23 protein-coding genes and 2 tRNA genes are annotated in these 25,863 nt (G+C 35.8%); 1 reads left to right on the top strand and 24 read right to left on the bottom strand.

What is annotated here, in order from left to right; translation table 11 throughout:
* Positions 1-23 precede the first annotated feature (23 nt).
* Genes hemB through hemA form a run of 5 tightly spaced genes read right to left on the bottom strand, consistent with a single transcriptional unit; the run spans position 24 to position 5,053 of the window.
* The gene (gene hemB / locus BN1242_RS10365) at positions 24-1,007 is read right to left on the bottom strand and encodes a porphobilinogen synthase (protein ID WP_062356985.1); all 984 of its coding nucleotides are present in this window, start codon (positions 1,005-1,007) and stop codon (positions 24-26) included.
* Between the two features lie 2 nt (positions 1,008-1,009).
* On the bottom strand, positions 1,010-1,819 hold the full coding sequence (locus tag BN1242_RS10360; protein WP_062355386.1) for a uroporphyrinogen-III synthase: 810 nt from the start codon (positions 1,817-1,819) through the stop codon (positions 1,010-1,012).
* A gap of 44 nt (positions 1,820-1,863) precedes the next feature.
* Positions 1,864-2,796 (bottom strand): hydroxymethylbilane synthase, encoded by a 933-nt coding sequence (hemC, locus tag BN1242_RS10355; protein ID WP_062355383.1) that lies wholly within the window; start codon positions 2,794-2,796, stop codon positions 1,864-1,866.
* Positions 2,797-2,855: 59 nt separating this feature from the next.
* Positions 2,856-3,689 (bottom strand): cytochrome C assembly family protein, encoded by an 834-nt coding sequence (locus BN1242_RS10350; RefSeq protein WP_062355380.1) that lies wholly within the window; start codon positions 3,687-3,689, stop codon positions 2,856-2,858.
* Positions 3,690-3,712: 23 nt separating this feature from the next.
* Positions 3,713-5,053: a glutamyl-tRNA reductase gene (gene hemA, locus BN1242_RS10345; RefSeq protein ID WP_062355377.1), complete on the bottom strand. Its 1,341-nt coding sequence runs from the start codon at positions 5,051-5,053 to the stop codon at positions 3,713-3,715.
* Between the two features lie 265 nt (positions 5,054-5,318).
* Between hemA and BN1242_RS10340 the strand changes: the two genes are divergently transcribed.
* Positions 5,319-5,804, top strand: coding sequence for a hypothetical protein (locus tag BN1242_RS10340; protein ID WP_062355374.1), 486 nt, complete (start codon positions 5,319-5,321; stop codon positions 5,802-5,804).
* Between the two features lie 508 nt (positions 5,805-6,312).
* Here BN1242_RS10340 and yihA read toward each other — a convergent pair.
* The 19 genes from yihA to BN1242_RS10240 form a co-directional block, all read right to left on the bottom strand.
* A complete protein-coding gene (gene yihA, locus BN1242_RS10330) occupies positions 6,313-6,900 on the bottom strand; it encodes a ribosome biogenesis GTP-binding protein YihA/YsxC (protein WP_062355366.1) in 588 nt (195 codons plus the stop codon).
* Positions 6,897-9,221, bottom strand: a complete 2,325-nt coding sequence (gene lon, locus BN1242_RS10325; RefSeq protein ID WP_062355362.1) for an endopeptidase La — start codon at positions 9,219-9,221, stop codon at positions 6,897-6,899. The genes yihA and lon overlap by 4 nt, the downstream gene beginning before the upstream one ends.
* A 297-nt stretch (positions 9,222-9,518) precedes the next feature.
* Positions 9,519-11,195, bottom strand: coding sequence for an ATP-dependent protease LonB (gene lonB, locus BN1242_RS10320; RefSeq protein WP_062355359.1), 1,677 nt, complete (start codon positions 11,193-11,195; stop codon positions 9,519-9,521).
* Between the two features lie 340 nt (positions 11,196-11,535).
* The gene (gene clpX, locus BN1242_RS10315) at positions 11,536-12,798 is read right to left on the bottom strand and encodes an ATP-dependent protease ATP-binding subunit ClpX (protein ID WP_062355356.1); all 1,263 of its coding nucleotides are present in this window, start codon (positions 12,796-12,798) and stop codon (positions 11,536-11,538) included.
* 502 nt (positions 12,799-13,300) lie between these two features.
* Positions 13,301-14,593, bottom strand: coding sequence for a trigger factor (gene tig / locus BN1242_RS10310; protein WP_062355354.1), 1,293 nt, complete (start codon positions 14,591-14,593; stop codon positions 13,301-13,303).
* 160 nt (positions 14,594-14,753) lie between these two features.
* Positions 14,754-15,731, bottom strand: coding sequence for a tetratricopeptide repeat protein (locus BN1242_RS10305; protein ID WP_062355350.1), 978 nt, complete (start codon positions 15,729-15,731; stop codon positions 14,754-14,756).
* A gap of 214 nt (positions 15,732-15,945) precedes the next feature.
* Positions 15,946-16,019 (bottom strand) — tRNA-Arg (locus tag BN1242_RS10300).
* Positions 16,020-16,188: 169 nt separating this feature from the next.
* Positions 16,189-16,262 (bottom strand) — tRNA-Arg (locus BN1242_RS10295).
* Between the two features lie 391 nt (positions 16,263-16,653).
* Positions 16,654-17,151 (bottom strand): metallophosphoesterase family protein, encoded by a 498-nt coding sequence (locus BN1242_RS10290; protein WP_062355347.1) that lies wholly within the window; start codon positions 17,149-17,151, stop codon positions 16,654-16,656.
* On the bottom strand, positions 17,132-17,755 hold the full coding sequence (locus BN1242_RS10285) for an XTP/dITP diphosphatase (protein WP_062355344.1): 624 nt from the start codon (positions 17,753-17,755) through the stop codon (positions 17,132-17,134). The genes BN1242_RS10290 and BN1242_RS10285 overlap by 20 nt, the downstream gene beginning before the upstream one ends.
* Before the next feature lie 27 nt (positions 17,756-17,782).
* Positions 17,783-18,535 (bottom strand): ribonuclease PH, encoded by a 753-nt coding sequence (gene rph, locus BN1242_RS10280; RefSeq protein ID WP_062355341.1) that lies wholly within the window; start codon positions 18,533-18,535, stop codon positions 17,783-17,785.
* Between the two features lie 131 nt (positions 18,536-18,666).
* Entirely contained in the window at positions 18,667-19,704 is a 1,038-nt protein-coding gene (locus BN1242_RS10275) for a GerMN domain-containing protein (protein ID WP_062355338.1), read from the bottom strand.
* Positions 19,705-19,999: 295 nt separating this feature from the next.
* Positions 20,000-20,797, bottom strand: a complete 798-nt coding sequence (racE, locus tag BN1242_RS10270) for a glutamate racemase (RefSeq protein ID WP_072136186.1) — start codon at positions 20,795-20,797, stop codon at positions 20,000-20,002.
* Between the two features lie 29 nt (positions 20,798-20,826).
* Positions 20,827-21,267: a MarR family winged helix-turn-helix transcriptional regulator gene (locus BN1242_RS10265; RefSeq protein WP_062356979.1), complete on the bottom strand. Its 441-nt coding sequence runs from the start codon at positions 21,265-21,267 to the stop codon at positions 20,827-20,829.
* A 235-nt stretch (positions 21,268-21,502) separates the two neighbouring features.
* Positions 21,503-21,727, bottom strand: a complete 225-nt coding sequence (locus BN1242_RS10260; protein WP_033828593.1) for a helix-turn-helix domain-containing protein — start codon at positions 21,725-21,727, stop codon at positions 21,503-21,505.
* 204 nt (positions 21,728-21,931) lie between these two features.
* Complete coding sequence (locus BN1242_RS10255; protein WP_062355335.1) at positions 21,932-22,411, bottom strand: acyl-CoA thioesterase; 480 nt, start codon at positions 22,409-22,411, stop codon at positions 21,932-21,934.
* Positions 22,412-22,556: 145 nt separating this feature from the next.
* Positions 22,557-23,318, bottom strand: a complete 762-nt coding sequence (gene sdhB, locus BN1242_RS10250; protein ID WP_062355332.1) for a succinate dehydrogenase iron-sulfur subunit — start codon at positions 23,316-23,318, stop codon at positions 22,557-22,559.
* A 16-nt stretch (positions 23,319-23,334) separates the two neighbouring features.
* On the bottom strand, positions 23,335-25,086 hold the full coding sequence (gene sdhA / locus BN1242_RS10245) for a succinate dehydrogenase flavoprotein subunit (RefSeq protein ID WP_062355330.1): 1,752 nt from the start codon (positions 25,084-25,086) through the stop codon (positions 23,335-23,337).
* Between the two features lie 110 nt (positions 25,087-25,196).
* Complete coding sequence (locus tag BN1242_RS10240) at positions 25,197-25,811, bottom strand: succinate dehydrogenase cytochrome b558 subunit (protein ID WP_062355327.1); 615 nt, start codon at positions 25,809-25,811, stop codon at positions 25,197-25,199.
* Between the last annotated feature and the right edge of the window lie 52 nt (positions 25,812-25,863).

Raw genomic sequence — 25,863 nt, 5'->3', positions numbered from 1 at the left:
ATAATCTGTTAGGATAAATGACGCTATTTTCCGTTACGCAACCATTTCGCAACATCTTTCGCAAAATAAGTGATGATCATCGTTGCTCCTGCCCGTTTCATCCCTATTAACATTTCCATTACTATCTTTTCTTCGTCAATCCAACCGTTTTGTGCAGCGGCTTTCACCATCGAATATTCCCCACTGACATTATAAGCGATAATTGGGATAGGAAACTCGTTTCGAACGTCACGGATAATGTCTAAATAAGGCATCCCAGGTTTGACGATGAGCATATCTGCCCCTTCTTCTACATCTGATTGTGCTTCTCTTAATGCTTCTAACCGATTAGCAGGATCCATTTGATACGTTTTTCGATCACCAAACTGTGGCGTACTTTCTGCAGCATCGCGGAATGGACCGTAAAAAGAAGAAGCATATTTCACTGCATAGGACATTAGCGGTAAATGGGAAAAACCAGCATCATCTAAGCCGTGGCGAATAGCTGTTGTAAAGCCATCCATCATATTTGATGGAGCAATAATATCGGCGCCTGCTTGTGCTTGACTGACAGCGGTTTTCACTAATAAATCCAATGATTCATCATTTAAAACATCGCCATTATCAACCACCCCGCAATGACCATGGTCGGTGTACTCACAAAGACATGTGTCAGCAATTACTAGAATATGAGGATATTCTGATTTAATAATCCTTGTTGCTTCCTGGACAATACCATGATCATGATAGGCACCTGAACCACAACTATCCTTTTTCTCTGGAATACCGAATAACAGTACCGCTTTAATGCCTAAACTATTAATGTCATCCATTTCCTCTTTCAACAAATCTAGAGAAATTTGATCAATACCTGGCATTGATGGAACAGGTTGACGTTTATTCGTTCCAAATGTCACAAATAGTGGATAAATAAGATCATCTATTAATATATGAGTTTCTCGCACTAAATCCCGTAAGGTGGAATTTTGTCGTAATCGCCGATGTCTCGTAAATTGTAATTCATTCATTTTCATGATGATTCCTCCATATAATTAGCTTTTTCACTAAAAAAAGCTGCGATTTCTTGCATTAATTGATCTGTCGTATATATTTCGGGACATATATGAACGATTAACCCGTAATCTTCCGCTTGTTGTTTCGTAACAGAGCCAATACATGCAATCCATTTCGATTTCACTAGACATAGCAAATCATTTTCTATTAATGTTTCAATAAAATTTTTCACGGTAGACGGGCTTGTGAATATGAGCAAATCAAGCGTCTTATTCTGCATAGCAGCTAATAATGCGCTTTTATTTTCTGTTGGAAAATATGTTTCATAGATGATGATTTCAGATACAGATATCCCTTGTTCTGTTAAACTTTTTCCGACTATATCGCGGGCTAAGTTCCCTTTTATTACACAAACAGAGTCTTTATCTGTCATCAACGGGAGCATTTCACTTGCTAACCATTCACCGGTAAATTTTTCCGGAACAAGGGTAGCGGTAACCCCAAAGTTTTGTAACAATTTTGCAGTTTTTGTTCCGACAGCAGCTACTTTTGCCCCTTGCGGAAAAGCCAGTCCCTGCTCTTTTAATTCGGTAAAAAAATACTCGACCCCATTTTGGCTAGTGAAAACGAACCACTGGTACGCTCGTAAGTTAGAAAGAATTGCACGCTCGCCCTTCGTTAATTTGCTTTTTCGAAAAGCGATTAACGGAATAACTATCGGTATGCCGCCTAGTTTTTCAATTTCATTTTTTAACGGTTGTGCTTGCCTTTGTTCCCGTGTAATTAAACAAGTTTTACCTTCTAACGGCAACTGTTGCTCTTTCAACGTTCCCAACTCCCTAACAATGACAATTCTAGCAAGATGAAACTTTATTGCTCATTTTGCTTCAGCACTTCATCAATTAATTTCTTGGCACCAGCTGCAATTAATTTTCGGGCTGCTTCTTCTCCAACCGTTTTCGGGTCATTGCCTGTCATCGTTTCTTTAAAAATTGTTTTCCCGTCTGGAGCCGCAACGAAAGCAGTTAATTCGATTTTATCGGCATCCGTAATAATCGCGTGACCACCAATCGGTACTTGACAGCTACCTTCCATTTTTTGGAGGAAAGCTCGTTCCGCCTTGACAACCCGTTCTGTTTTGCTACAAGTTAATTTATCTAACCATTGGCGAAGTTCAATATCTTCCTCACGACATTCAATACCAAGTGCCCCTTGCCCAACAGCAGGGATGTATTGCTCTATATTTAAATATTCAGTAACTTCATTAATTTTTAGATTCATACGATTTAATCCAGCCGCCGCCAATATGATGGCATCATAGTCTTCCGTTTGCAGCTTATTAATTCGAGTATCAATATTTCCACGAATCCATTTGATTTGTAAATCTGGTCGGATAGCTAAAATTTGCGCTTGTCTTCGCAAACTGCTCGTACCGACAATAGAACCTGCCGACATATCTTCTATTTTCTCTCCTTTTTTCGTTAATAGAACATCTCTAGCATCTTCGCGTTCTGGTATCGCACCGATAATGAGTCCAGCCGGCAAAACCGACGGCATATCTTTCATACTATGTACCGCAAAGTCAATATCATTTTGCAACAGTGCATGTTCAATTTCTTTCACGAAAAGACCTTTGCCACCCACTTTTGATAGTGTTACGTTTAAAATTTGATCTCCCTTTGTAACCATTTCTTTTATTTCAAATGAAAAGGGAGCCCCTAACTCTTTTAGTTTGTCAATAACCCACTTTGTTTGTGTCAATGCAAGCGCACTTCTTCTAGAACCAACAATTATTTTTCTCATTGTTCCTCCTAATTGTATAAAAATATGTTATTCCATTCACATACAATTACCTATCAAACTTATTGGAGCCAAAAATGAAAAGCAGACAATTTGCCGAGCAAAAAGAAATTAATAAGTACAAATAAGAATGCGCCAATATTATAGAACGCCAAACTTTTGCCAGCCATCTCTTTTCGCAATTTTACATATAAATATAACCCATAAATACCGATTAACATAAACGAACCGACAATCTTCCAATCAAACCAAGATAAATGAGGAATTTTTATGTAAGCCCACTGTAACCCTAGTATAACACCTAGCAAAAAAATCGGCATTCCAAGAGCATTTAAAATATAGGACATATTTTCCAGCTTTACTAAATTATCCATTCTCATTAATTGAATCCCCCATTTTTTCTTTTTCAATAACCGATATTGAAATAAATAGAGCAGGGAAAAGATGAAGGATAAAGAAAACGCTCCATATGCTACTATTGACATCGTTATGTGAATAAATAGCAGTTCGGATGCTAAGTTTTGTGCTAACGCTTCCGACTGCCAGCGAAACGGAGCAAATGTTAAAATGACCATTAAAATAAATCCTAATATACTAGTAAAAAAACTTAAAAATTCAATGCGAGAGTATTTATGAAAAACTAAAGTAAGCGATATAATAATCCACACATAAAAATATAATCCTTCTCCTAATGTTAAAATGGGAAAACGACCTATATCAATCATATATAGTAGAAAAAAAACCGTTTGCAAAGCCCAAATAATTGATAATAAAAAAGCAGCCCATTGTTTTGCTTTCCGATTATTTTGCAAAAAATCAATAAAATATAAAAGAACACAAAATGCATAAAGTAAAATTGTTACTTCATGCATTTTGGCTAAAAAGTTTTCACCCATTAGGAAAACCTCACTAACAATCGTTAATTTTTTGCTAGTTCAAATGTTACAGTATTGTCTTTAACTGACTTAGGATTTTGCACATAATTATCTTCCTCTTCCACTTGCAGGTTAAAGATTTGCTTAAACAAATGTAAAGCAACATCTCCATTTTCTTCATTTGCCATTTCTTTTATTTGTAATATTGGTTCCCGCAACATTTGATTAATGATACTTTTCATATGTTTGCCAATAACTTTTCTTTCTCTCTCCGTTAAGTTTGGCAACTTCCTATCCAAACTTTCCATCGTATTAGCTTGGATTTGCAATGCGTTTTCTCGTAACGCAGAAATTAGTGGTACAACACCTAACGTATTTAGCCATTGCTTAAATGCAACTAGTTCTACGGTAAGAAAGTTGTCAATCTCAATAGCGGCACGTTCTCGCTCTTGTAAATTAGCTTGGACAATTCCCTCTAAATCATCAATATCGTATAAAAAAACGGAATTTAGTGTTCCAATATTCGGATGAATATCTCGCGGTACCGCAATATCAACGAAAAGAATTGGTTCTCCTTTTCGATAATGCACAGCGTCTTCTACTAAATCTTCAGTTATAATGTATTGGCTAGCTCCAGTAGAACTAATGACGATATCTGTCTCTGCTAAACACTTTTGGATTTCCTCAAAAGGTTTAGCAACCCCACTAAATTTAACAGCTAGCGCACTAGCCTTTTCATATGTTCGATTAATAATGGTAATATTATTTGCACCGCTTCCAGCTAAGTTTTCTAGTGTCAGCTCGCCCATCTTACCTGCACCAATAATTAATATTTTCTTTTCTTTCAAATTACCGAAAACCTTTTTCGCAAGCTCGACTGCGGCATAACTGACCGAGACTGCATTTGCCGCAATCTCTGTTTCTGTATGGGCTTTTTTTGCCACAGTAATCGCTTGTTTAAATAGCTGATTGAATACCGTTCCAACTGTATGATGTTTTTGTGCAGTAAAAAAGCTTGTCCTAACTTGTCCTAAAATTTGAGTTTCTCCTAATATCATCGAATCTAGACCACAAGTAACTCGGAATAAATGACGAATGGCTAAATCGTTTTCATATATAAAGAGATATTGTTCAAATTCTTCTCGAGAAATTCCAAAAGTTTTTGCTAGAAACTCTTTTATATAATATTTTCCCGTATGTATTTGATCTACAACAGCGTATATTTCTGTACGGTTGCATGTCGAAATAATGACATTTTCCAATATACTTTTCGTCTGCTTTAATAAAAGCATATTTTCGCCGATCAGCGTTTCATTAAAAGACAGACGTTCTCTTATTTCAACAGGTGCGGTTTTATAATTGAGACCAACTGCGAGAATATGCAACAGGAACCACCCTAACATAAATAGTTTTATTTTCAAAATTAGTTAATTTAAGCCACATTTTCGTAAAAATTATGATACGATAATATGTAGTATGCCTAGCAGTCAATAACTACTACTAATTTAAATTTATTATAAATTAATGTTTTCACTTGTAACTTATCAAAGATTACCGTAATATTCAAGTTTTAAGTTTTAATTATCCATACAACATCTATCAAATAAATTTTCATTGTTCTTTTAAAGACTATGTTTTTTGAGGTGCAAAATGAAAGGCAATAAATTATTTCCTAGTGCAATATTAATTGGGTTTGGCTTATATGTTATTTTGCAAAACTTTCCCATCTTGACTTATCTGTCATTATTCGGGTGGCCGGCTTTATTGTTTTTAATCGGAGTTGCTTTTTTTGTACAAGCTTACGGTGGAAAACAATATGATTTTATCCTTCCAGCAGTATTATTTTCTGGACTAGGAATTCATTTTTATTTATCTCAGCAATATTCGATTCGCTTGGATCATATGGGTGTAATTATTTTATTTATTTCTTTAAGCTTTTTTCTGCAATACCAAAAAACAAATTCTGGATTATTGTATGGCTGGCTTTTCCTTATTTTAGCTTTTATCCAATTGTTTTATGAAAAAATCTTTCAGTGGCTCGGGTTTATCCAATATAAAATAGCCGACTTAAATTCTTTTTGGCCAATCATTTTATTTGCTGTAGGCGGTTATCTATTCTTTTTTAAACGGAAATAATGGTCCAATGCGTAAATTTAGGTCTATTTATTAACACCAAAAAGATGTTATCCAAAAAGTATATCCTTTTTAAAATGCTCCCCTTAAGAAACACAGATTGACTTTTAGAGGAGCTTTTGTTTGTTAGAGGAGGACGTCGTGCGGAATAAGTGTATCCATAATAGGTAGATGCAAAAATGTTTTTTCCACTATGAGGACTATTCAAAAAATATGGAATGGAGCTTATTTGTGTTTTTTATCATTGGAAAAAGCGGGAAACTCATAAGAGAAAACTACAAAAAAGATGAAGGGGGGGAAAATCAACCCTTCATCTTTTTACATTTAAAAATAAACACCGATAAAGAAAAAAGCTGGCTCAGACAAGTCTTTTTATCGACCTTTTGCGTCAGCTTTTTTCTAATTCTTCTTGATTGTTTAGAAATTAGTAGAGAACTCCCGTTAATTCCACGTTGTTTTTCTAATAAAACCTGGAAACGTTTTTTCGCCTATACAGTATCGTGACTTTTAGTTAGGAGTTAATATAAGGAGTTAATAATTTCCATGCTTCCTCTTTCCCTTGCGCTGTTTCAGCGGAAAAAAGAATGGTTTGGTCTCCCTCTACAACTTCTAATGTTTCTTTTACATCCTTCAAGTGTTTTTGCCATTTCCCTCGAGGTACTTTATCTGCTTTCGTTGCAATAATAATCGTCGGTATTTCGTAATACTTTAAGAAGTCATACATCATCACATCATCATCGGTCGGCTTATGACGAATATCAATAATTAGTAAAACACATTTTAGTTGTTTTCGTTCTGTTAAATACGATTCAATCATTTTTCCCCAAGCAGCTCTCTCTGTTTTGGATACTTTTGCATAGCCATACCCTGGAACATCGACAAAATAAAACTGCTCATTGATTAAATAATAATTTAATGTTTGTGTTTTACCTGGCTTAGAAGATGTTCTTGCTAAGCCTTTCCGATTAATTAACTTATTAATAAATGATGATTTTCCGACATTAGATCTGCCAGCTAAAGCAATTTCTGGTAAATCCCCTTCTGGATATTGCTTGTTGGAAACGGCACTGATAATAAATTCTGCACTATTTACTTTCATTTATCTTCACCAACTAACGCTTTCGCTAACACTTCATCAATATGGGAAACAGGGATGAACGTTAGCTCACCTTTCACACTATCTGGAATATCGTCTAAGTCTTTCTCATTGTCTTTCGGCAAAATAATAGTTGTTATACCTGCTCGATGGGCCGCTAATGTTTTTTCTTTTAATCCACCGATAGGCAATACACGTCCCCGTAGCGTAATCTCTCCGGTCATACCTATTTCACGGCGCACTTTTTTACCAGTCAAGGCAGAAACGAGGGCTGTCGTAATGGTAATTCCAGCAGAAGGACCATCTTTCGGTACCGCTCCTTCTGGCACATGGATATGGACATCATATTTTTTATAAAAGTCTGTCTCAATGCCGAGCATTTCTGATGATGAACGTACATAACTAAAAGCTGCCTGTGCAGACTCTTTCATCACATCGCCGAGTTTTCCGGTAAGGACAAGCGTACCTTTTCCTGGTGCCAATGACACTTCGATTTGTAAAGTGTCTCCGCCAAATGCTGTATAAGCTAGACCAGTTGCCACACCAATTTGGTCTTCTGTTTCAGCCTGACCATAACGAAAAATCTGCTTACCTAAAAAGTCTTCCACATTTTGTTCTGTTACGATGACGCGTTTCTTTTCCTCAGCAATGATAATTTTTGCCGTTTTTCTGCAAATGGAGGCAATTTGTCGTTCCAAACCTCTAACTCCAGCTTCTCTCGTATAGTAGCGAATAATTTGTAATAATCCTTCATCACGAATTTGTAGCTGCTTTTTCGTTAATCCATGTTCTTTTATTTGTTTTCCAATTAAATGACCTTTTGCAATATGTAATTTTTCCTGCTCTGTATAACCAGGTATAGAGATAATTTCCATCCGGTCTCTTAGCGGTATAGGAATAGTACTTAAATCGTTCGCTGTTGCAATAAACATTACTTTCGATAAGTCATAAGTCTCTTCGATGTAGTGATCACTGAAACTTTTATTTTGTTCTGGATCTAACACTTCTAGCATAGCTGCAGACGGATCCCCACGAAAATCGTTCGACATTTTATCTATCTCGTCTAATAGAAACACAGGATTAATAGTTCCAGCCTTACGCATTCCTTGAATAATTCTACCTGGCATAGCTCCTACATATGTACGACGATGTCCGCGAATTTCTGATTCATCCCGAACTCCCCCTAAGGAAATCCGAACAAAGTTTCGCTTTAATGAACGGGCAATGGAGCGGGCTAAACTCGTTTTACCTACTCCTGGTGGCCCTACTAAACAAAGAATAGGTCCTTTTAAAGATTTCGTTAATTGTTGGACAGCTAAATATTCTAAAACACGTTCTTTTACTTTTTCCAAACCGTAATGATCGTCATTTAATATTTTCTCTGCTCGTTGAATATTTAAATCGTCAGCAGTTGCTTTCGTCCAAGGCAATGCAATTAACCAGTCTAAAAAATTACGAATGACCGCACTTTCTGCTGACGTATTCGGAATCTTTTCATATCGGTCTAATTCTTTTAATGCGGTTTTATAAACGTGTTCTGGCATTTGAGCGAAGTCAATTTTTTCACGTAGTTCTTCGATTTCACCACTTTTTCCTTCTCTATCGCCTAGTTCTTTTTGAATTGCTTTCATCTGTTCCCGCAAATAGTATTCTTTTTGCGTTCTCTCCATTGATTTTTTTACACGTTGGCCAATTTTTCTTTCTAATTGAATAATTTCTTTTTCGTTATTTAACACACGAATAATCTTATGTAATCGTTCTTTCTCGTCAATTGTTTCAAGGAGATCTTGTTTTTCCTTTAGTTTTAAAGGTAAGTGGGATGCGATAATATCCGCAAGTCTGCCTGGCTCTTCCACATCTTTGACGATGGCAAATGTTTCGGCGGAAACTTTTTTCGATATTTTGATGTACTGTTCAAAATACTCTAACACGGTGCGCATGAATGCTTCAGCTTCTGCGTCTTTCTCATTTTCCTCTTCGTATGTATTAATTTCTACTGCGAAATACTCTTCGTGATCGATGAATTTTTCAATTTTTGCCCTTTTTAATCCTTCTACTAATACTCGAATAGTACCATTTGGCAGTTTTAACATTTGTTTCACTTTCGTAAGGGTACCAATATGATACATGTCATCTTTATCAGGTTCATCAATAGCTACATCTTTTTGTGTCGTCAAAAAAATTAGATGTTCATCTATCATCGCCTTTTCTAATGCTTGTACTGATTTTTCTCTTCCTACATCTAAGTGTAAAACAGTTGTTGGAAAGACGAGTAATCCTCTTAGTGGAAGGAGGGGAACGATCATCTTATGTTGTTCACTCATTATGCAAACCTCCAAAATTATATTTTGCTTTATCCTTTGCTCCGATATGTATTAGTCCTCTTGTAAAAATTTTAACGTAAAAAACTGGCGATGTCTATTTACATGGAGTTTATCTATCATTTAAATAAGATAGGTAATTAATGAAACCGAGTAAAATTAACCTTATCTTAAATATAGCTAATTTGTAAAGGAAAATGAATGGATATGTAAAATATGGCTAAGCCTCCTCGCTTAGACTTGGAAAAACGGTTTGTTTGATAACAAACCGTTCTGTCGTGAAGCTATTAGTTGTTACTGTTATATACTTTCTTTTTGTTGTTGAAAAGGTAATGAAAATGCTGGTTGGTCCAGTTTTTCTTTCTTTTCAAATTTTATTAATGCCGCCTCAAATACTTCACTTAAATGATGGACAGGAATGATTTCGATTCCATCCACTTCGTTGAGCACCGATTGCATATTTTCAGCAGGGATAATTACCTTTTTTGCCCCAGCTCTTTTCGCTGCTTTCACTTTCGCCAGCACACCGCCAACTGGTTTCACTTTACCGTGAATACTAATTTCACCTGTCATTGCCACCGTGTTTTTAACTGGAAAACGATATATTGCCGAATAAATCCCTGTTGTCATTGCAATTCCTGCTGATGGGCCGTCTACTGGAATACCACCGGGAAAATTCACATGTATATCATATTCATCAGCAGGTACACCTAAAGACCGCAGTGTTGTAATTGCATTCTCGATGGAGCCCCTTGCCATACTCTTTCTTCTAATGGATTTCCCTTGACCACCTATCGACTCTTCTTCCACTATTCCAGTAATATTAATGGAGCCTTTTTCCTTTGCCGGTATGACTGTTACTTCTATTTCCAGGAGAGCACCACTATTTGGTCCAAACACAGCAAGTCCATTTACTAAGCCGATTTGCGGGTCTTTTTGAATTTTTATATCATATCTTGGTGTTAACTGACTAGAATAAATTACCCACTCAATATCTTCATCTTTAATGTATTTCCGTTCCTCGGTAATTGCTAAACCAGCGGCAATTTGCACAAGATTGACCGCTTCCCGTCCATTTTTCGCGTAATGAGCTAAATTTTCTAGTGCTTTTTCACTTATATGTAAAGCTACTTTATCCGCTGCACGTTTACCAACTTTTTTTATTTCTTCTTCCGTTAATTCTCGAAAAAACACTTCCATACAACGTGATCGAATTGCTGGCGGAATTTCTTCCGGTGTTCTTGTCGTTGCACCAATTAAACGGAAATCAGCAGGCAGTCCATTTTTAAAAATATCATGGATAAAGCTTGGTATTTGCGGATTCTCTTCGCTATAATAAGCACTTTCAAAAAATACTTTTCTATCTTCCAGTACTTTTAACAATTTATTCATTTGTATTGGATGTAGTTCACCAATTTCATCGATAAATAATACTCCACCATGGGCATTTGTCACTGCCCCTTGTTTCGGTTGAGGAATTCCTGCCTGTCCCATCGCACCCGCACCTTGATAGATTGGATCATGAACAGAGCCAATTAACGGATCAGCAATTCCTCTCTCATCAAATCTAGCTGTCGTAGCATCAAGTTCAACGAAAGATGCATCATGACGAAATGGTGACTTATCGTTTTTTTTCGCTTCTTCTAGCACAAGTCTTGCTGCAGCCGTTTTTCCAACCCCTGGTGGACCGTAGATGATTACATGTTGTGGATTTGGTCCGCATAGTGCTGCTCTCAGTGCTTTAATACCGTCTTCTTGCCCAATGATGTCGGAAAAACTAGATGGCCGTACCATTTCAGCAAGTGGTTCTGTAAGCTTTATTAAGCGCATTTTCCTTAATGTTTCCATTTCCTTCTTTGATTCACGATCTATTGAAACTTTTTGTGTTCGCTGGTTTTTCAATAAGTTCCAAAAATAAAGTCCAATAATCACACCAAAAAATAATTGAATGATTACAATTAACCCAGTGATATTCATCATATTCCCTCCAGTAAAACTAGTCTCTCGTTGTCTTATTTTTCTTTAATTCCTAATCGAGTTCAACAACATTTAATTCAATCTTTGCTGTGAACAGTTAAGGATATAATAACTTTTTATACGAACTAGTATCTCCTTTAATTGGTGGGAATAAACAAAAATTTCAATGTCTTGATTGATTTGTCAAAGAGACTTTCGTTAACGTGGCAAGTATTTCTTTTAGCAAAATTTTTTCTTTCTGAATGTTATAGTCGTTACAAAATAAAAAAGCAATTCTTCTGTTAGCTAATTTCCTAACAAAAGAATTGCTTGTATTTTTGGATGTTTTTCATCGGTATGTTTAAGCGGAAGTTTTTTCTTCCTTATTTACAACGGTACCGTCTTTTAATACTAGCTTTGGTTGACTTGTGTTTAAAACAGCATCTTTCGTAATGATACATTTTGCAATATCGTCACGAGATGGTAGATCAAACATTACTTCTAACATAATGCCTTCTACGATGGAACGTAAGCCACGTGCACCTGTTTTTCTTTCAATTGCCTTTTTCGCAATTTCGCCAAGTGCCTCATCTTCAAATTCCAATTCCACATTATCTAGTTCTAACATTTTTTGGAATTGTTTCACTAATGCATTTTTCGGTTTAGTTAAAATTTGAATTAGAGCAGCTTCATCCAGTTTTTCTAAGCTAGCAATTACTGGAAGACGACCGATAAATTCTGGAATTAACCCAAATCTCAATAAATCTTCTGGCAGTACTTTTGTTAATAAATCTTTTTCATCAGCAAGTTGTGTGCTTTCAGATCCGAAACCAATTACTTTTTGTCCGAGACGACGCTTAATGATTTGCTCGATACCATCGAAGGCACCACCACAAATAAATAAAATATTCGTCGTATCAATTTGAATAAATTCTTGATGTGGATGTTTACGACCACCTTGTGGAGGTACACTTGCAACTGTTCCTTCTAAAATTTTCAGTAACGCTTGCTGTACCCCTTCTCCAGATACATCCCTTGTAATCGACGGATTTTCAGACTTTCTGGCAATTTTATCAATTTCGTCGATGTAAATAATCCCCTTTTCCGCTCGTTCTACATCGTAATCTGCGGCTTGAATTAATTTCAATAGAATATTTTCTACGTCTTCACCGACATATCCAGCTTCTGTTAACGATGTAGCATCTGCAATGGCAAACGGAACATTTAAAATTCGCGCCAATGTTTGCGCAAGTAATGTTTTCCCGCTACCTGTAGGACCAATTAAACAAATGTTACTTTTTGATAATTCCACATCGTCAACTTTGTTTTTTGTATTAATTCGTTTGTAATGGTTATATACTGCAACAGCTAACGTCTTTTTTGCTTGCTCTTGACCGATAACATATTCATTTAATATTTCATGTATCTCTTTCGGTTTTGGTACATCTTTGAATTCTACTTCTTCTTCTGTACCTAATTCTTCTTCCACAATTTCGGTACATAACTCAATACATTCATCACATATATATACACCCGGTCCAGCAACTAACTTACGGACTTGATCTTGTGTTTTTCCGCAGAAAGAACATTTTAATTGTCCTTTTTCATCATTAAATTTGAACAAAATTGTTCACCCCTTCATCTTTTCTACTGAGGTTCTTTACAAAGCTTAGCGATTATATTTATTGTAAAACAAATAAAACGAAAATACAGTAAAAAGGATTTGTTAAACATTTACATCATGCGAGCTCATTTACTGAGATGGGAACGTTTTCTATTGTTTTTTGTCCTATATCGCTAAATCTGTTGAGAACTTATCTTTAATCCTTCATTTATTTAGTATGTAATGGATTGTAGCACATTTTTCTGAATTATAGGAAATGAAATGCACTTATTTTAAAAACTATAGAATATCATTTTAATGAATATGTATAGCATATGCAAGTTCTATGGAATCATTTTCGGTAAAAAATAGAATCAGTCATAAACTTATAAAAATTCAAAAATATTATATGTATGTAAAAAATATATGTAATGAAGGATGCTTTTTGAACTATAATTTGAAAAAATCTTAAGGATAAAACAAGGCACGAATGAAATGCCTCCGCGCCTTGTTTTATTTAAAATTATGATGCAACAGTTGTACTATTGTCTACAAGGAATTGAACTGCTTTGTTCATTTTCAAGTCATCTTTTAGTCCATCTAATGATGCACCTAAAGCTTCTTTAATATTGTCAGCAGTCATATTGTAAAGACCTGCTAGGCGTTCAATTTCAGCTTCCACTTCTTCCTCGGTTACTTCAATATTTTCAGCTTTCACGATTGCTTCTAATGTTAAGCTGATTCGAACGCGCTTTTTGGCATCTACTTTCATTTGGTCCTTCAATGCATTTTTATCTTGACCAGTTAGTTGAGTATATAATTCAAGATTTAATCCTTGGGATTGCAATCTTTGCTCGAATTCACCTAGCATACGATCAAGTTCTGTATCAACCATTTCTTCAGGAATATCGATTTCTGCATTTTCTGCAGCTTTTTCTAATACAGTGTTTTCAACAAAGTGTTTTGCTTCATGTTCTTTGTCGTGGGTTAGACGGTGTTTAATTTTATCTTTTAATTCGTCTAAAGTTTCTACTTCTTCATCTGCATCAATGGCAAAATCATCGTTTAACTCAGGTAGTTCTTTCGTTTTAATTTCATGAACTTTTACTTTAAATACGGCAGGTTTTCCAGCTAATTCTTCTGCATGATATTCTTCAGGGAATGTAACTTCCACTTCTTTTTCTTCTCCTGATGCAATACCAATCAATTGTTCTTCAAAGCCAGGAATAAATGAATTTGAACCAAGTTCTAGTGAGTAATTTTCTGCTTTTCCGCCTTCGAATGCTTCCCCATTAACAAAACCTTCGAAATCAATTACTACCGTATCACCGTTTTCTGCTGTTCCTTCTTCTTTTACTACTAGTTCTGCATGGCGTTCTTGAAGTTGTTTTAATTCTTTTTCCACATCTTCATCGGTAACTTCTGTGTCAAATTTTTCTACTTCTAAACCTTTGTATTCACCAAGTTTTACTTCTGGTTTTACAACTACTTCTGCTTTAAAAATTAAGTTCTTGCCTTTTTCAATTTGTTCAATATCGATTTGTGGTTGAGCTACTGGCTCAATTCCTGTTTCTTCCACTGCTTTTGCATATTCTTCTGGTAATAGAATATCAAGAGCATCTTGGTAGAGCGCTTCTACGCCAAATCTTTGTTCAAAAATTGGTCTAGGTACTCTTCCTTTACGGAACCCTGGAATATTAACATCTTTTACAACTTTTTTAAAAGCAGCATCTAGTGCTTTATTAAAGACTTCCGCTTCAACTTCTATCGTTAACTCCCCGCGGTTGCCTTCTAACTTTTCCCATTTTGCGGACATACCGTTTCCCTCCAAAATCTATTTTTAAACTTTATAGGTTGTTCTTATATGTAGCCCTCTTCGTTACATGTTAATAAATATATTATAAGGCATATTTAAAAAAGAACATACTTCAACTTTTCCATTATAACATAGGTTTCCTTTGTTTCAAGTTATCGATTTAAATTTGTGATTGAAAATTCTTATCCACTAATAAAATGAACGAAACCTTTTCTTCAATCTCATGCAAATCAACTTGATGAACATTTAAAAAGTAATTAGAGATCGTCTCATCTTGCATATATATGCTTACGACATGGGCTAAAGCAGCCGACCACTTCACTTCGTCTATGTATCTTTTTTCCAATGGATAGATTGCAAAAAAGAATTGATCAGCTATTGTTAAAACGAATTCAACAATACTCGGATAATCGTTTTCAAACGTTGATTCCAGGATTGTTTTAACATTTTTTATGAATGGAACGTCGGATAAAGCTTCATAGTCAAAAATATTAATATTGATAGTATGACCAAATTTTGCCACAGTTAAATCATTTTTATAAGAAATTTCTTTTAACGTATTCAGCAAAATCGTTTTTAACAACGGATTGCTCTTCTCACTGGCTAAAAATTGTTCAATATCTTGTTCATATTTGCCTATGTTCTTTTGTGTCAATCTCGCAATTCTGTTTATTATTTCTTCCTGAGTTCCTTCGATTAATGAAAAATCATCTTCTTCCACTCGTTCTTCCACTAGCATCGCTTCACTTAGATCGAGCAAATAATTAAATTGGTCTAATTTTTCTGTAGGTATCGTCTTTTCCTTTCGCATCCTTTCAATAACTGTACCAATGGTTTCATAATCATGCATTTGAAAAAGAATAGTTATGTATATTTCTTGTGTTTGAAACTCATCACCGATTTGAAACTGAAGCATCTCTTCCGATAATTTTCTAGCCTTTTGTAAATTTCCTTGCTTCATATAGGCAGCTATTAGCGTATAATAAATATTTTCATTTTCGTCATCGATTCTTTTTGCTTCTAATAAATAATTTATTGCTTCATTTATATGATTATTTTCCAACAAATCTAGCCCTTTTTGAAATAATCTCTGCTCTAAATTAGGAAATGGAATTATTTTATTATTGTCTTCCTTCATAGATATCCCACTCTTTTTATTTTTTGGAGTCTCTGCCTTCTATCATTAGCGATCAACGCTTTACATATTAGTGAAAATAATCGGTGAAAACAAGTATTTCGTTTTAATGATACACGTTGTTCTAAAAACTATTGAGTCCTATTTTCGTAAGAACTAATCATCTACGTAAAAAAACACCACAAACATTTTGTGGTGCATAAAAGAATTCCAATAGCGTCCCAGACGAGATTCGAACTCATGACCTACAGCTTAGGAGGCTGTCGCTCTATCCTGCTGAGCTACTGGGACAAGACAGTACTCGCTTACGACTTACATATTTTAACATAGAAGAACGGAAAAATAAAGACCGATATTTTGTTCTCCACTTATATGAAAAATGATAAAGTGGATGATTATTTGACTTTTACGTCCGAAAAAAAAACGCCTAACCTTTACATAAAGATTAGACGATTTCTAGCGTCCCAGGAGAGATTCGAACTCCCGACCGACGGCTTAGAAGGCCGTTGCTCTATCCTGCTGAGCTACTGGGACAAGTACTTATGTTTTTTCAAAGACAAGATTTATTATAGGTGGTTTTTTATTTAATGTCAACAGTTTTTTATAAAAGTTTTTCCAGCTGACATTTTCAACTACTTGCATGCATTTTTTGAAGCAACAATTTAAGCGATTTTTCTTAACATAGTTATTTTATCGGATAAAATGGTTTATTTCAATTGTTTTTTCGTTGGAATCATTTCCGGGTCTTGATATATGCATTCTTTTCTTTTTTAATCTAAATGTACATCCATAAACATCATGCTCCATATTTAATAAAAGAGACACTAAAAAGAGTGTGAATCCAGCTATAATATGAATTACACTCTTTTTATTTACAGTCTCTTTATTCGTTTAAAAGGGAACGATACACCGTTACAAATGCTGTTTAATTTTTTGAAAACACTTGGTCAAAGATTTTTTCACCGGTTAGCTCGAATACTTCTACTTGCCATTTTTCCTCACTAATATGTAAAAGGACGTATGTTTTCTCTTTTCGCATCCGAGGTAATCTTAAACTCCCTGGATTGATAAATAATAAATTATTTATTTTTTCAATCCCTAATATGTGGGAATGGCCGTAACAAATGATGTTTGCATCATGTTCTTGTGCTTGATATTGTAACGACAAAAGGGATGATTTAACATTATATAAATGACCGTGGGTGACAAAAATACGATCCTTGGCATTCAATACAAGTTGATTCGGAAAATTCGGTTCAAAATCGCAGTTCCCACTTACTACTTCATATCCTTCAAGAGCTTTATGGTCTGCAGTTAATTCTGAATCCCCGCAATGTATATAAAAATCCGCCTCATGTCGCTGTTTTACTTGAATTAGTTCATCTGTTAATCCATGGCTATCACTACAAATTAGCACTTTCATCGGTTTCACCTTTCTTAAAATGTTTGTTCACCCAATTACGTAATTGTTTTATTGCTTGTCCGCGATGACTAATGTTATTTTTTTCATCTGGTAGTAATTCAGCCATTGTTTTTCCTAAATCTGGAATATAGAAAATCGGGTCATATCCAAAACCATTATTCCCTCTTCGTTCTGTTAAAATCAACCCGTTACAAATACCGGTAAAAAGCTTTGTTTCTTGTCCTGGGATAGCAACAGCTAATGTGCAATGAAAATGGGCAGTCCGGTTTTCCTGTGGTACGCCGTTCAGTTCTGTTAATACTTTATCAATATTAGCATCATCATTTTTTTCTAGACCAGCATACCTTGCCGAATAAACTCCTGGTTTTCCATCTAATGCATCTATCACTAATCCGGAATCATCAGCAATTACCACTTGATTTAATAAAACACTTGTCATTTCCGCCTTTAAAATAGCATTTTCTGCAAAAGTAGTACCTGTTTCCTCGACATCTGGTATATCTTTCAAATCTAATAATGTCTTTACTTCGTATCCTAGCGGTGCAAAGATTTCTTGGAATTCTTTTGCTTTACCTGGATTTTTCGTTGCAATAATTATTTCCATAACAGACCTCTCAATTCTTATTACATATTATTTATTTCCTTCTAATATTTTATTTGCGATTGCCCCTAAAACATCCTTTTGTTCGGATATTAACTGTTCAATCCCAGACTTTGCTAATTGAAGTAAATTATTCAATTCATCATAAGAAAAAGTGGATTCTTCTCCTGTCCCTTGAATTTCCACGAATTGATATTGGCCAGTCATAACGATATTCATATCGACTTCCGCTTCAGAGTCTTCAGCATAATTCAAATCTAACACTGCTTGTTTATTTTTTAATACTCCGACACTAATTGCTGCTAAAAAATCAGTTAAAGGAAATTTAGGAAGAGATTTTTCTTCATACAATTTATTTAAGGCAATAGCCAATGCTACAAATGCACCTGTAATTGATGCGGTTCTAGTGCCACCGTCTGCTTGAATAACATCACAATCAATCCAAATAGTGCGTTCTCCTATCACTTCTAATAAAACGACCGATCTTAAGGCGCGACCAATGAGGCGTTGAATTTCCATCGTTCTGCCGGATACTTTCCCTTTGGTGGATTCACGAATATTTCTTTGTCCCGTTGCACGTGGCAACATCGAATATTCTGCTGTAATCCACCCTTTTCCAGTCCCTCTCATAAACGGTGGTACCCGTTCCTCAATACTTGCGGAGCAAATCACTTTCGTATCACCAATCTCGATTAAAACAGACCCTTCTGGATGTTTTATATAGTTCGTTGTGATTTTAATCGGTCTTAGTTGATTATAGACTCGTCCATCCACTCTTGTCATGATTAATTCCTCCTAAATAGCTACACAACAAAAAAGATTTTTTTCGAAATGTAACTTACTTTTAAGTAATAGAAAAAGAGGTAGCTTACCTACCTCTGCCAATTTATTTATAGTATATCAAATTTTATACATTAAAAACTACCAGTATTAACATTTTTCGGACGAGTAACAGGTTCTGTCATTGGTTCACCTTCTTGTGTTACTACAGAGCTATCACCGTTAACTTGAATAGAAACTCCTTTAATATCCTCTAGCTCTGTCAATGATAAAACTATCATGTTTAACAAATCATTACTAATTACGTTTTTATCAAAGTTTGCTAACACATTTTCATTAAAGTTCAATGTTGCAATTCCATCTTCTACTTTTGCCTCGAGTAGTTCGGCATCAGGGTTGAATAATGAGAAGAGCGGACTATTAATATTTGGACCTTTAATTAATTGTTCCACTACGGAAGATACTTTATCGGTCTTTTCATTACTAATTCGTTTCGTTACAGGGACGTAATAACTATTATAGTCTGTTTGGGCAACATAATATACCGTAACTGGGTGCGTATTCGCTAAATCGACAACACCATTGACATCATAGTTAATCCCTGTTTTTCTTGATAACACTTCAGAAATAGGTGTGCCATTCACTGGCATTTCTTTTAATTCATTTCCATTCAGCTTCAGTTTAACACTTGTAACAGTGTCAAATTGAGTTAATGTCCATGTAATGGATTCTAAGATTTTCAACTCATCTTCTGCAGCATAGTCTTTAAATTCTTTTGAAAAATTAACGGTAGCAACGCCATCATCCGTAATATCGACGGTTAACTCAGTGCCAGCAGGTAGTACTGCACGAAAATCATTTGGAAGCATCTCAGATATCGGACCATCAGCGACCAAATGTTCTAATGCTTGCTTTGCAACACTTGTTGTTTTTGGTAATTCAAAAGTTTGTGGTACAACGAAACCATGTTTATCGATTAAGTACAGCTCCGTTTTAATTTTTTCATCAACTGATTCTTCATCTTTCTCATCTTTGCTAACATTCAAATCATCTTCATAGGTAACAGACGACTTCGGTGGATCTATCTTTTCTTTACTACCTCCAAATAAACCACATCCCGATAAAAGTATGGAAGCAGTTAATATGAACAGAAAAAAGAATTTCTTTTTCATAACTTGTACCCCTCCTAAGACAGTTTGTACTACATATATACGAGCACTCCTATTAAAGTAGACCGTTTCCTTTTAGAAAAATGGACATCTTTTTTTAGAATGATGGAGCGGGTAATTAACTGCTATAAAGAGATGGTAATAATCAATGAGAAAAGAGTCTTTAAAAAAATCATACATTAATAACAAAATAGTCGTCCTAAAAGGGAAACTTCCAAAGTTAAATAAGCAAAATATCGATATAACAACAAAAACAAGGACTGTCCAGAAGTCAATGATGACTTTCTAGACAGCCCCCTCATAGTTGGACATTTTCTACTTGCAAATCATTTGTTCCTAGCCAGTTTTCGGCAATTTGTTTAAATCGATCGACCGAACCTGTTGTTAAAAAGATATGTTCTGGCTGCTCATTCGATTTATTCAACATATTTGTATGATCCAAAATGACACTTGCTTCCCTTGCTGTTTCTTCCCCAGAACTGATGATTTTTACATTATTACCAAAATACTCCTCTATTACCGGTTGTAGCAGTGGATAATGAGTGCAACCTAAAATTAACGTGTCCAGCTTTTCATTGTTGAATGGGGCTAATGTTTCCGCTACAATCTGTTTCGTTTCTTGACTTTCAATTTCTCCATTTTCAACGATTGGAACGAATTTCGGACAAGCAAGGCCAGTAACTTTCGTTTTTTTTCTAATTGATTTTAACGCCTTCTCATAAGCTTTACTATGAATGGTCATTTCGGTTCCGATTACTCCGATATGATATCCTCTAGATATTTTAATAGCTGCCCTCGCACCAGGATGAACAACGCCTAAAACGGGAATCGATAGCTCTGCGCGAATTTCCGGTAACGCGACAGCAGTTGCTGTATTACAAGCGATAATTAACATTTTAATATCAAATTTTTGAAGATAGCGGGTTAATTCCCAAGTAAATTGTTTAATCTCCTCACTAGGTCTAGAACCGTATGGACAGCGTGCCGTATCTCCAATATACACAATCGGTTCGTGGGGCAATTGACGCATCATTTCTTTTACGACGGTTAGTCCGCCAACGCCTGAGTCTAAGATGCCAATTGGTTTCGTGTTCAAATAACTCGCCTCAATCTTTCTATTACAGTTTATGATTTCTTCATATTTTCATGAAGTTTTTTTAAATTCTTCTGTAAAAAATTAACTTCTTCCTCGGAAAAGTTCGCTAAAATATCATTTAAATAAACTTGCCGTTTTTTAATCACTTCATCGATAATTCGTACACCTTCATTCAGTAAATGAATCCGAACAACGCGCCGGTCCTTCTCATCTTTCACCCGTTTCACGAGCTCATTTTTTTCCATTCGATCAATTAAATCGGTTGTCGTACTGAAAGCTAAATACATTTTATTAGAAAGTTCCCCAATAGTCATATCACCTTCTTCAAAAAGCCACTGTAAAGCGACAAATTGTGGTGGTGTTATCGTATATGTACTTAAAATTTCCCGTCCCTTTTGTTTTATTAATCCAGAGATGTAACGTAAATCTTTTTCAATTTCAGCAACTGTTACTAAATCGGTTTGTTTCATTATTTCTTTTTCCACATAAGCACCTCCTATAGTTCATTCATAAAAATGCATTTCCTATCAAGTATTAGTACATGTACAATAAATAATCTCTGCCTTTATGCCTATACTTTATTGTCCAATGTTTCTTAGAAAAATTCAAGGACAAATTAATTTACGGTCCCTTGCTAATATAATAAAAATCGTACGAACTTAACAAATTTAAACCGGCCCCCTGAATCGGATAGGCCGGTATTTTTTAAAGCTTTAATTCCCCCATGCGGAGAAGTTCGACGACAGCTTGTGAACGCCCCTTTACTCCAAGCTTTTGCATGGCATTTGAAATATGGTTTCGAACTGTTTTTTCGCTAATGAATAGCTCCTGTGCTATTTCCTTCGTTGTTTTATCTTGTACTAGCAGTTCGAATACTTCTCTTTCTCTTTTTGTTAACAATGGCTTGTGAGTGAAATCATTCTCCTTCAAATACATGAACCCTCCTTGCCTTCGCCAGCTAGATAACGCGGGGATGGGTATATATCGTCACCATATCATATGTGAACAAACGTATGTAAGTGACTACAAAAACCTATAAGTAAGAAAATAGGCGCAAAGATAAACACCTGGCAAGGACGGTAAAAAGTTTCATTAATTTTATTCCTTGTAACAGGAGACCTATGACTACGATCATCACTTACTTATTGAGTTTTCCATTATATTTTTTACTCTTTCAAAGCTTTTGAGCATCTCTTGTGTCCACGCTTCTGCTTTCCCTAATTTGCGGTTAAAGTGGACCATCGTTCCTCTTCCTGTGAAACAAATGGATCCGTCTCTCTTTTTGCCGAGATAGTGTAAATCAACAGATGATGTTCCAATTCGGTTTGCTTTCACATACACACGAATTTCCTCATCAAAAAACATTTGTGCCAAAAAATCACATTGAAGGTCAGCTACTACTGGAATTGTCTCACTTTTTGGATGAGACCAGTCTTGCATAAAACCGAGTGACTTAAAATATTCAATTCTCGCCATTTCAAAATAAACGAAAGGAACCGTATTATTCACATGGCCGAACATATCTGTTTCAGAAAAACGTACTTTAATCGGATAATAAAACTCAAATTCTTGCAGCCACTTATCAAAATCAGCAATATATGGAATTTTTTTCATAATATTGACCTCTCTTTTATTGTATGATAATCGGTTGAAAAAGTGTTCCTCAGTAAATGAATGATTATTCATTCATTTACTGAGGAAAAAGTTGGTTCACACACATGTGAACCAACTACGAATCTATTAAGATACCTTTTTATAATTAATAATCACTACCAAAGAAGTTACGGAACATTTGAACCGTAGTTTCTCGGTTAAGAGCCGCAATAGATGTAGTTAAAGGAATGCCTTTCGGACATGCTTGCACACAATTTTGCGAATTACCGCAGTTTGCAAGTCCACCTTCTCCCATAATAGCTTCTAAACGTTCTGCCTTATTCATAGCACCTGTTGGGTGAGCGTTAAAAAGACGTACTTGAGAAAGTGGCGCTGGACCGATAAAATTAGAATTAGCATTTACATTCGGACATGCTTCTAAACAGACACCACATGTCATACATTTTGATAATTCATACGCCCATTGACGCTTACTTTCAGGCATTCTTGGACCCGGTCCTAAATCATAAGTCCCATCAATTGGAATCCATGCTTTAACTTTCTTCAATGCGTCAAACATTCTGCTACGATCAATCACTAAATCACGAACGACTGGAAAAGTTTTCATAGGTTGCAACCGGATTGGTTGTTCCAGCTTATCCACTAATGCTGTACAAGATTGTTGCGGCTTGCCATTAATAACCATCGAACAAGCACCACAAACTTCCTCCAAACAGTTGCTTTCCCATGCAACTGGTGTCGTCTTTTTCCCCTCTGCTGTGACAGGATTCCGTTGAATTTCCATTAAACAGGAAATAACATTTAAATTAGGACGATAAGGTATTTCGAATTTCTCCTCATATGGGGGAGAATCTGGACTATCCTGTCTAGTAATAATTAATTGAATCGTACTCTTCTTTTCAACCATTTATTTATCTCCCCTCTCAATGTTTTTTCGTATAATCCCGTTTACGTGGCTTGATTAATGATACATCCACATTTTCGTAATGGAAGTTAGGTGCCTCATTCGGTGCAACAAACTTAGCCATGGTTGTTTTTAACCATTCTTCATCATTACGTTCTGGGAAGTCTGGTTTATAGTGAGCACCCCTAGATTCGTTCCGATTGTATGCCCCGATCGTAATTACACGAGCTAGTTGCAACATATTTTGTAGTTGTCTTGTGAACATTGCTCCTTGGTTGCTCCAGCGTGAAGTATCATTAACGTTAATATTTTTATAGCGTTCCAATAATTCTTGAATTTTTTCATCTGTTTTCAACAACTTATCATTATAACGGACAACGGTTACATTATCTGTCATCCATTCTCCTAATTCTTTATGCAATGCGTAGGCATTTTCTGTTCCATCCATTGCCAAGATTTCTTCCCATTTTTGTTCCTCTTGTTTTTGATACTTGTCAAAAATAGTAGATGAAAGACTTTCCGAACTTGTTTCAAGACCACTAATATATTCCACTGCTTTTGGACCTGCAACCATTCCGCCATAGATTGCCGATAGAAGTGAATTTGCCCCTAAGCGGTTGGCACCATGTTGAGAATAATCGCATTCACCAGCTGCAAAAAGTCCAGGAATATTTGTCATTTGGTCATAATCCACCCAAAGTCCACCCATCGAGTAATGAACAGCAGGGAAGATTTTCATCGGTACTTTCCGAGGATCATCGCCCATGAACTTCTCATAAATTTCAATTATTCCACCAAGTTTTACATCTAATTCATGCGGATCTTTATGAGACAGATCGAGATATACCATATTTTCGCCATTTATCCCGAGTTTTAAATCCACACAGACGTGGAAAATTTCCCTCGTTGCGATATCACGCGGTACTAAATTTCCATATGCAGGATACTTTTCTTCTAAGAAGTACCACGGTTTTCCATCTTTATATGTCCATACCCGGCCACCTTCTCCACGAGCGGATTCACTCATCAATCTGAGCTTATCATCCCCTGGAATAGCCGTTGGGTGAATTTGGATAAATTCGCCATTTGCATAGTATGCCCCTTGTTGGTAAACAATAGAAGCAGCAGAACCAGTATTAATAACAGAGTTCGTTGATTTTCCAAAAATAATACCAGGTCCACCAGTTGCTAAAATAACTGCGTCGGCACGGAATGTTTTAATTTCCATCGTTGTTAAGTTTTGCGCAACCATTCCTCGTGCTACTTGGTCGTCATCAAGGACAACACCTAAAAATTCCCAACCTTCATATTTTGTCACGATGCCATCTACTTCGTGACGACGAACTTGTTCATCTAATGCATATAATAATTGTTGACCGGTTGTTGCACCTGCATAAGCGGTTCGGTGGTGTAATGTTCCTCCAAATCGTCTAAAATCAAGTAAGCCTTCTGGGGTACGGTTAAACATGACGCCCATCCGGTCTAGTAAATGGATAATGCCTGGAGCAGCTTCACACATTGCTTTTACTGGAGGCTGATTTGCTAAGAAATCCCCGCCATAAACAGTATCATCAAAGTGTTTCCAAGGTGAGTCTCCTTCACCTTTCGTATTTACTGCTCCGTTAATACCACCTTGTGCACATACAGAGTGAGAGCGTTTCACTGGAACAAGTGAAAATAGATCCACCGGTACGCCTGCTTCTGCTATTTTAATTGTTGCCATTAGACCGGCTAAACCACCGCCAACAACAATAACTTTTCCTTTACTCATATTTGCGACTCACTCCTTCAAAATCTCTGAATTTTGCTCGTAAATAATATTTTCATTGTTAAAAATGTAACAATTATAATAAATGATAATTTCTGAAATTTAATTGCCTACTACGCTACGAATGCAAATAATGCGCGAACTCCAACGATAGAAAGGGCAACAAAAACTGCCAATGAAACATAGGTAAATATTAGTTGCGAACGTTGTGAAACCGTAATCCCCCAACTTACGCAGAAAGACCATAAACCGTTGGCAAAGTGGAAAACAGCCGATATTACACCAGCAATATAAAATCCTAACATAAACGGATTCGATAAAATATTTTCCATCATTTGGAAATTAACAGGTACATCGAAGAACTGGGCAGCAAGTCTTGTTTCCCATACATGCCAGGAAATAAAAACAATGAGGAAAATTCCTGTAATTCTTTGGAAAAAGAACATCCAGTTTCGAAAAGTACCATATTTAGAAATATTGTTTTTTGCCGTAAATGCAATGTATACACCATAAACTGCATGGTATAATAATGGCAACAAAATCACAAATATTTCTAAGAAATAGCGGAACGGTAGATTTTCCATGAATCCAGCTGCTTTATTAAATGCTTCTGGACCTTTTGTTGCAAAATGATTCACAATTAAGTGTTGAGTCAAAAACAGTCCAACCGGAATAACACCAAGCAATGAGTGAATTCTCCGGTTCACAAATTCTCGCTCTTTCGCCATCTTTGTAAGTACCCCCTTGGTCTAGTAAAATAATAATTTACTAATTTGTGAC

Source organism: Bacillus kwashiorkori (assembly GCF_001375515.1).
In the GTDB taxonomy this organism is placed as follows: Bacteria; Bacillota; Bacilli; order Bacillales; family Caldibacillaceae; genus Bacillus_BK; species Bacillus_BK kwashiorkori.
The sequence above is the reverse complement of the archived record's forward strand: the minus strand, read 5'-3'. Positions and strand labels throughout refer to the sequence as shown.

Coding starts and splice junctions, on each gene's coding strand:
- hemB (WP_062356985.1), bottom strand. CDS start 1,007: ATGAATGAATTACAATTTACGAGACATCGGCGATTACGACAAAATTCC.
- hemC (WP_062355383.1), bottom strand. CDS start 2,796: ATGAGAAAAATAATTGTTGGTTCTAGAAGAAGTGCGCTTGCATTGACA.
- BN1242_RS10350 (WP_062355380.1), bottom strand. CDS start 3,689: ATGGGTGAAAACTTTTTAGCCAAAATGCATGAAGTAACAATTTTACTT.
- BN1242_RS10340 (WP_062355374.1), top strand. CDS start 5,319: ATGAAAGGCAATAAATTATTTCCTAGTGCAATATTAATTGGGTTTGGC.
- yihA (WP_062355366.1), bottom strand. CDS start 6,900: ATGAAAGTAAATAGTGCAGAATTTATTATCAGTGCCGTTTCCAACAAG.
- lon (WP_062355362.1), bottom strand. CDS start 9,221: ATGAGTGAACAACATAAGATGATCGTTCCCCTCCTTCCACTAAGAGGA.
- lonB (WP_062355359.1), bottom strand. CDS start 11,195: ATGAATATCACTGGGTTAATTGTAATCATTCAATTATTTTTTGGTGTG.
- tig (WP_062355354.1), bottom strand. CDS start 14,593: ATGTCCGCAAAATGGGAAAAGTTAGAAGGCAACCGCGGGGAGTTAACG.
- BN1242_RS10305 (WP_062355350.1), bottom strand. CDS start 15,731: ATGAAGGAAGACAATAATAAAATAATTCCATTTCCTAATTTAGAGCAG.
- BN1242_RS10290 (WP_062355347.1), bottom strand. CDS start 17,151: ATGAAAGTGCTAATTTGTAGTGATAGCCATGGATTAACAGATGAACTA.
- BN1242_RS10285 (WP_062355344.1), bottom strand. CDS start 17,755: ATGGAAATAATTATTGCAACGAAAAATCCAGGTAAAGCAAAAGAATTC.
- rph (WP_062355341.1), bottom strand. CDS start 18,535: ATGACAAGAGTGGATGGACGAGTCTATAATCAACTAAGACCGATTAAA.
- BN1242_RS10275 (WP_062355338.1), bottom strand. CDS start 19,704: ATGAAAAAGAAATTCTTTTTTCTGTTCATATTAACTGCTTCCATACTT.
- BN1242_RS10265 (WP_062356979.1), bottom strand. CDS start 21,267: ATGAAACAAACCGATTTAGTAACAGTTGCTGAAATTGAAAAAGATTTA.
- BN1242_RS10255 (WP_062355335.1), bottom strand. CDS start 22,411: ATGAAAAAAATTCCATATATTGCTGATTTTGATAAGTGGCTGCAAGAA.
- sdhB (WP_062355332.1), bottom strand. CDS start 23,318: ATGGTTGAAAAGAAGAGTACGATTCAATTAATTATTACTAGACAGGAT.
- sdhA (WP_062355330.1), bottom strand. CDS start 25,086: ATGAGTAAAGGAAAAGTTATTGTTGTTGGCGGTGGTTTAGCCGGTCTA.
- BN1242_RS10240 (WP_062355327.1), bottom strand. CDS start 25,811: ATGGCGAAAGAGCGAGAATTTGTGAACCGGAGAATTCACTCATTGCTT.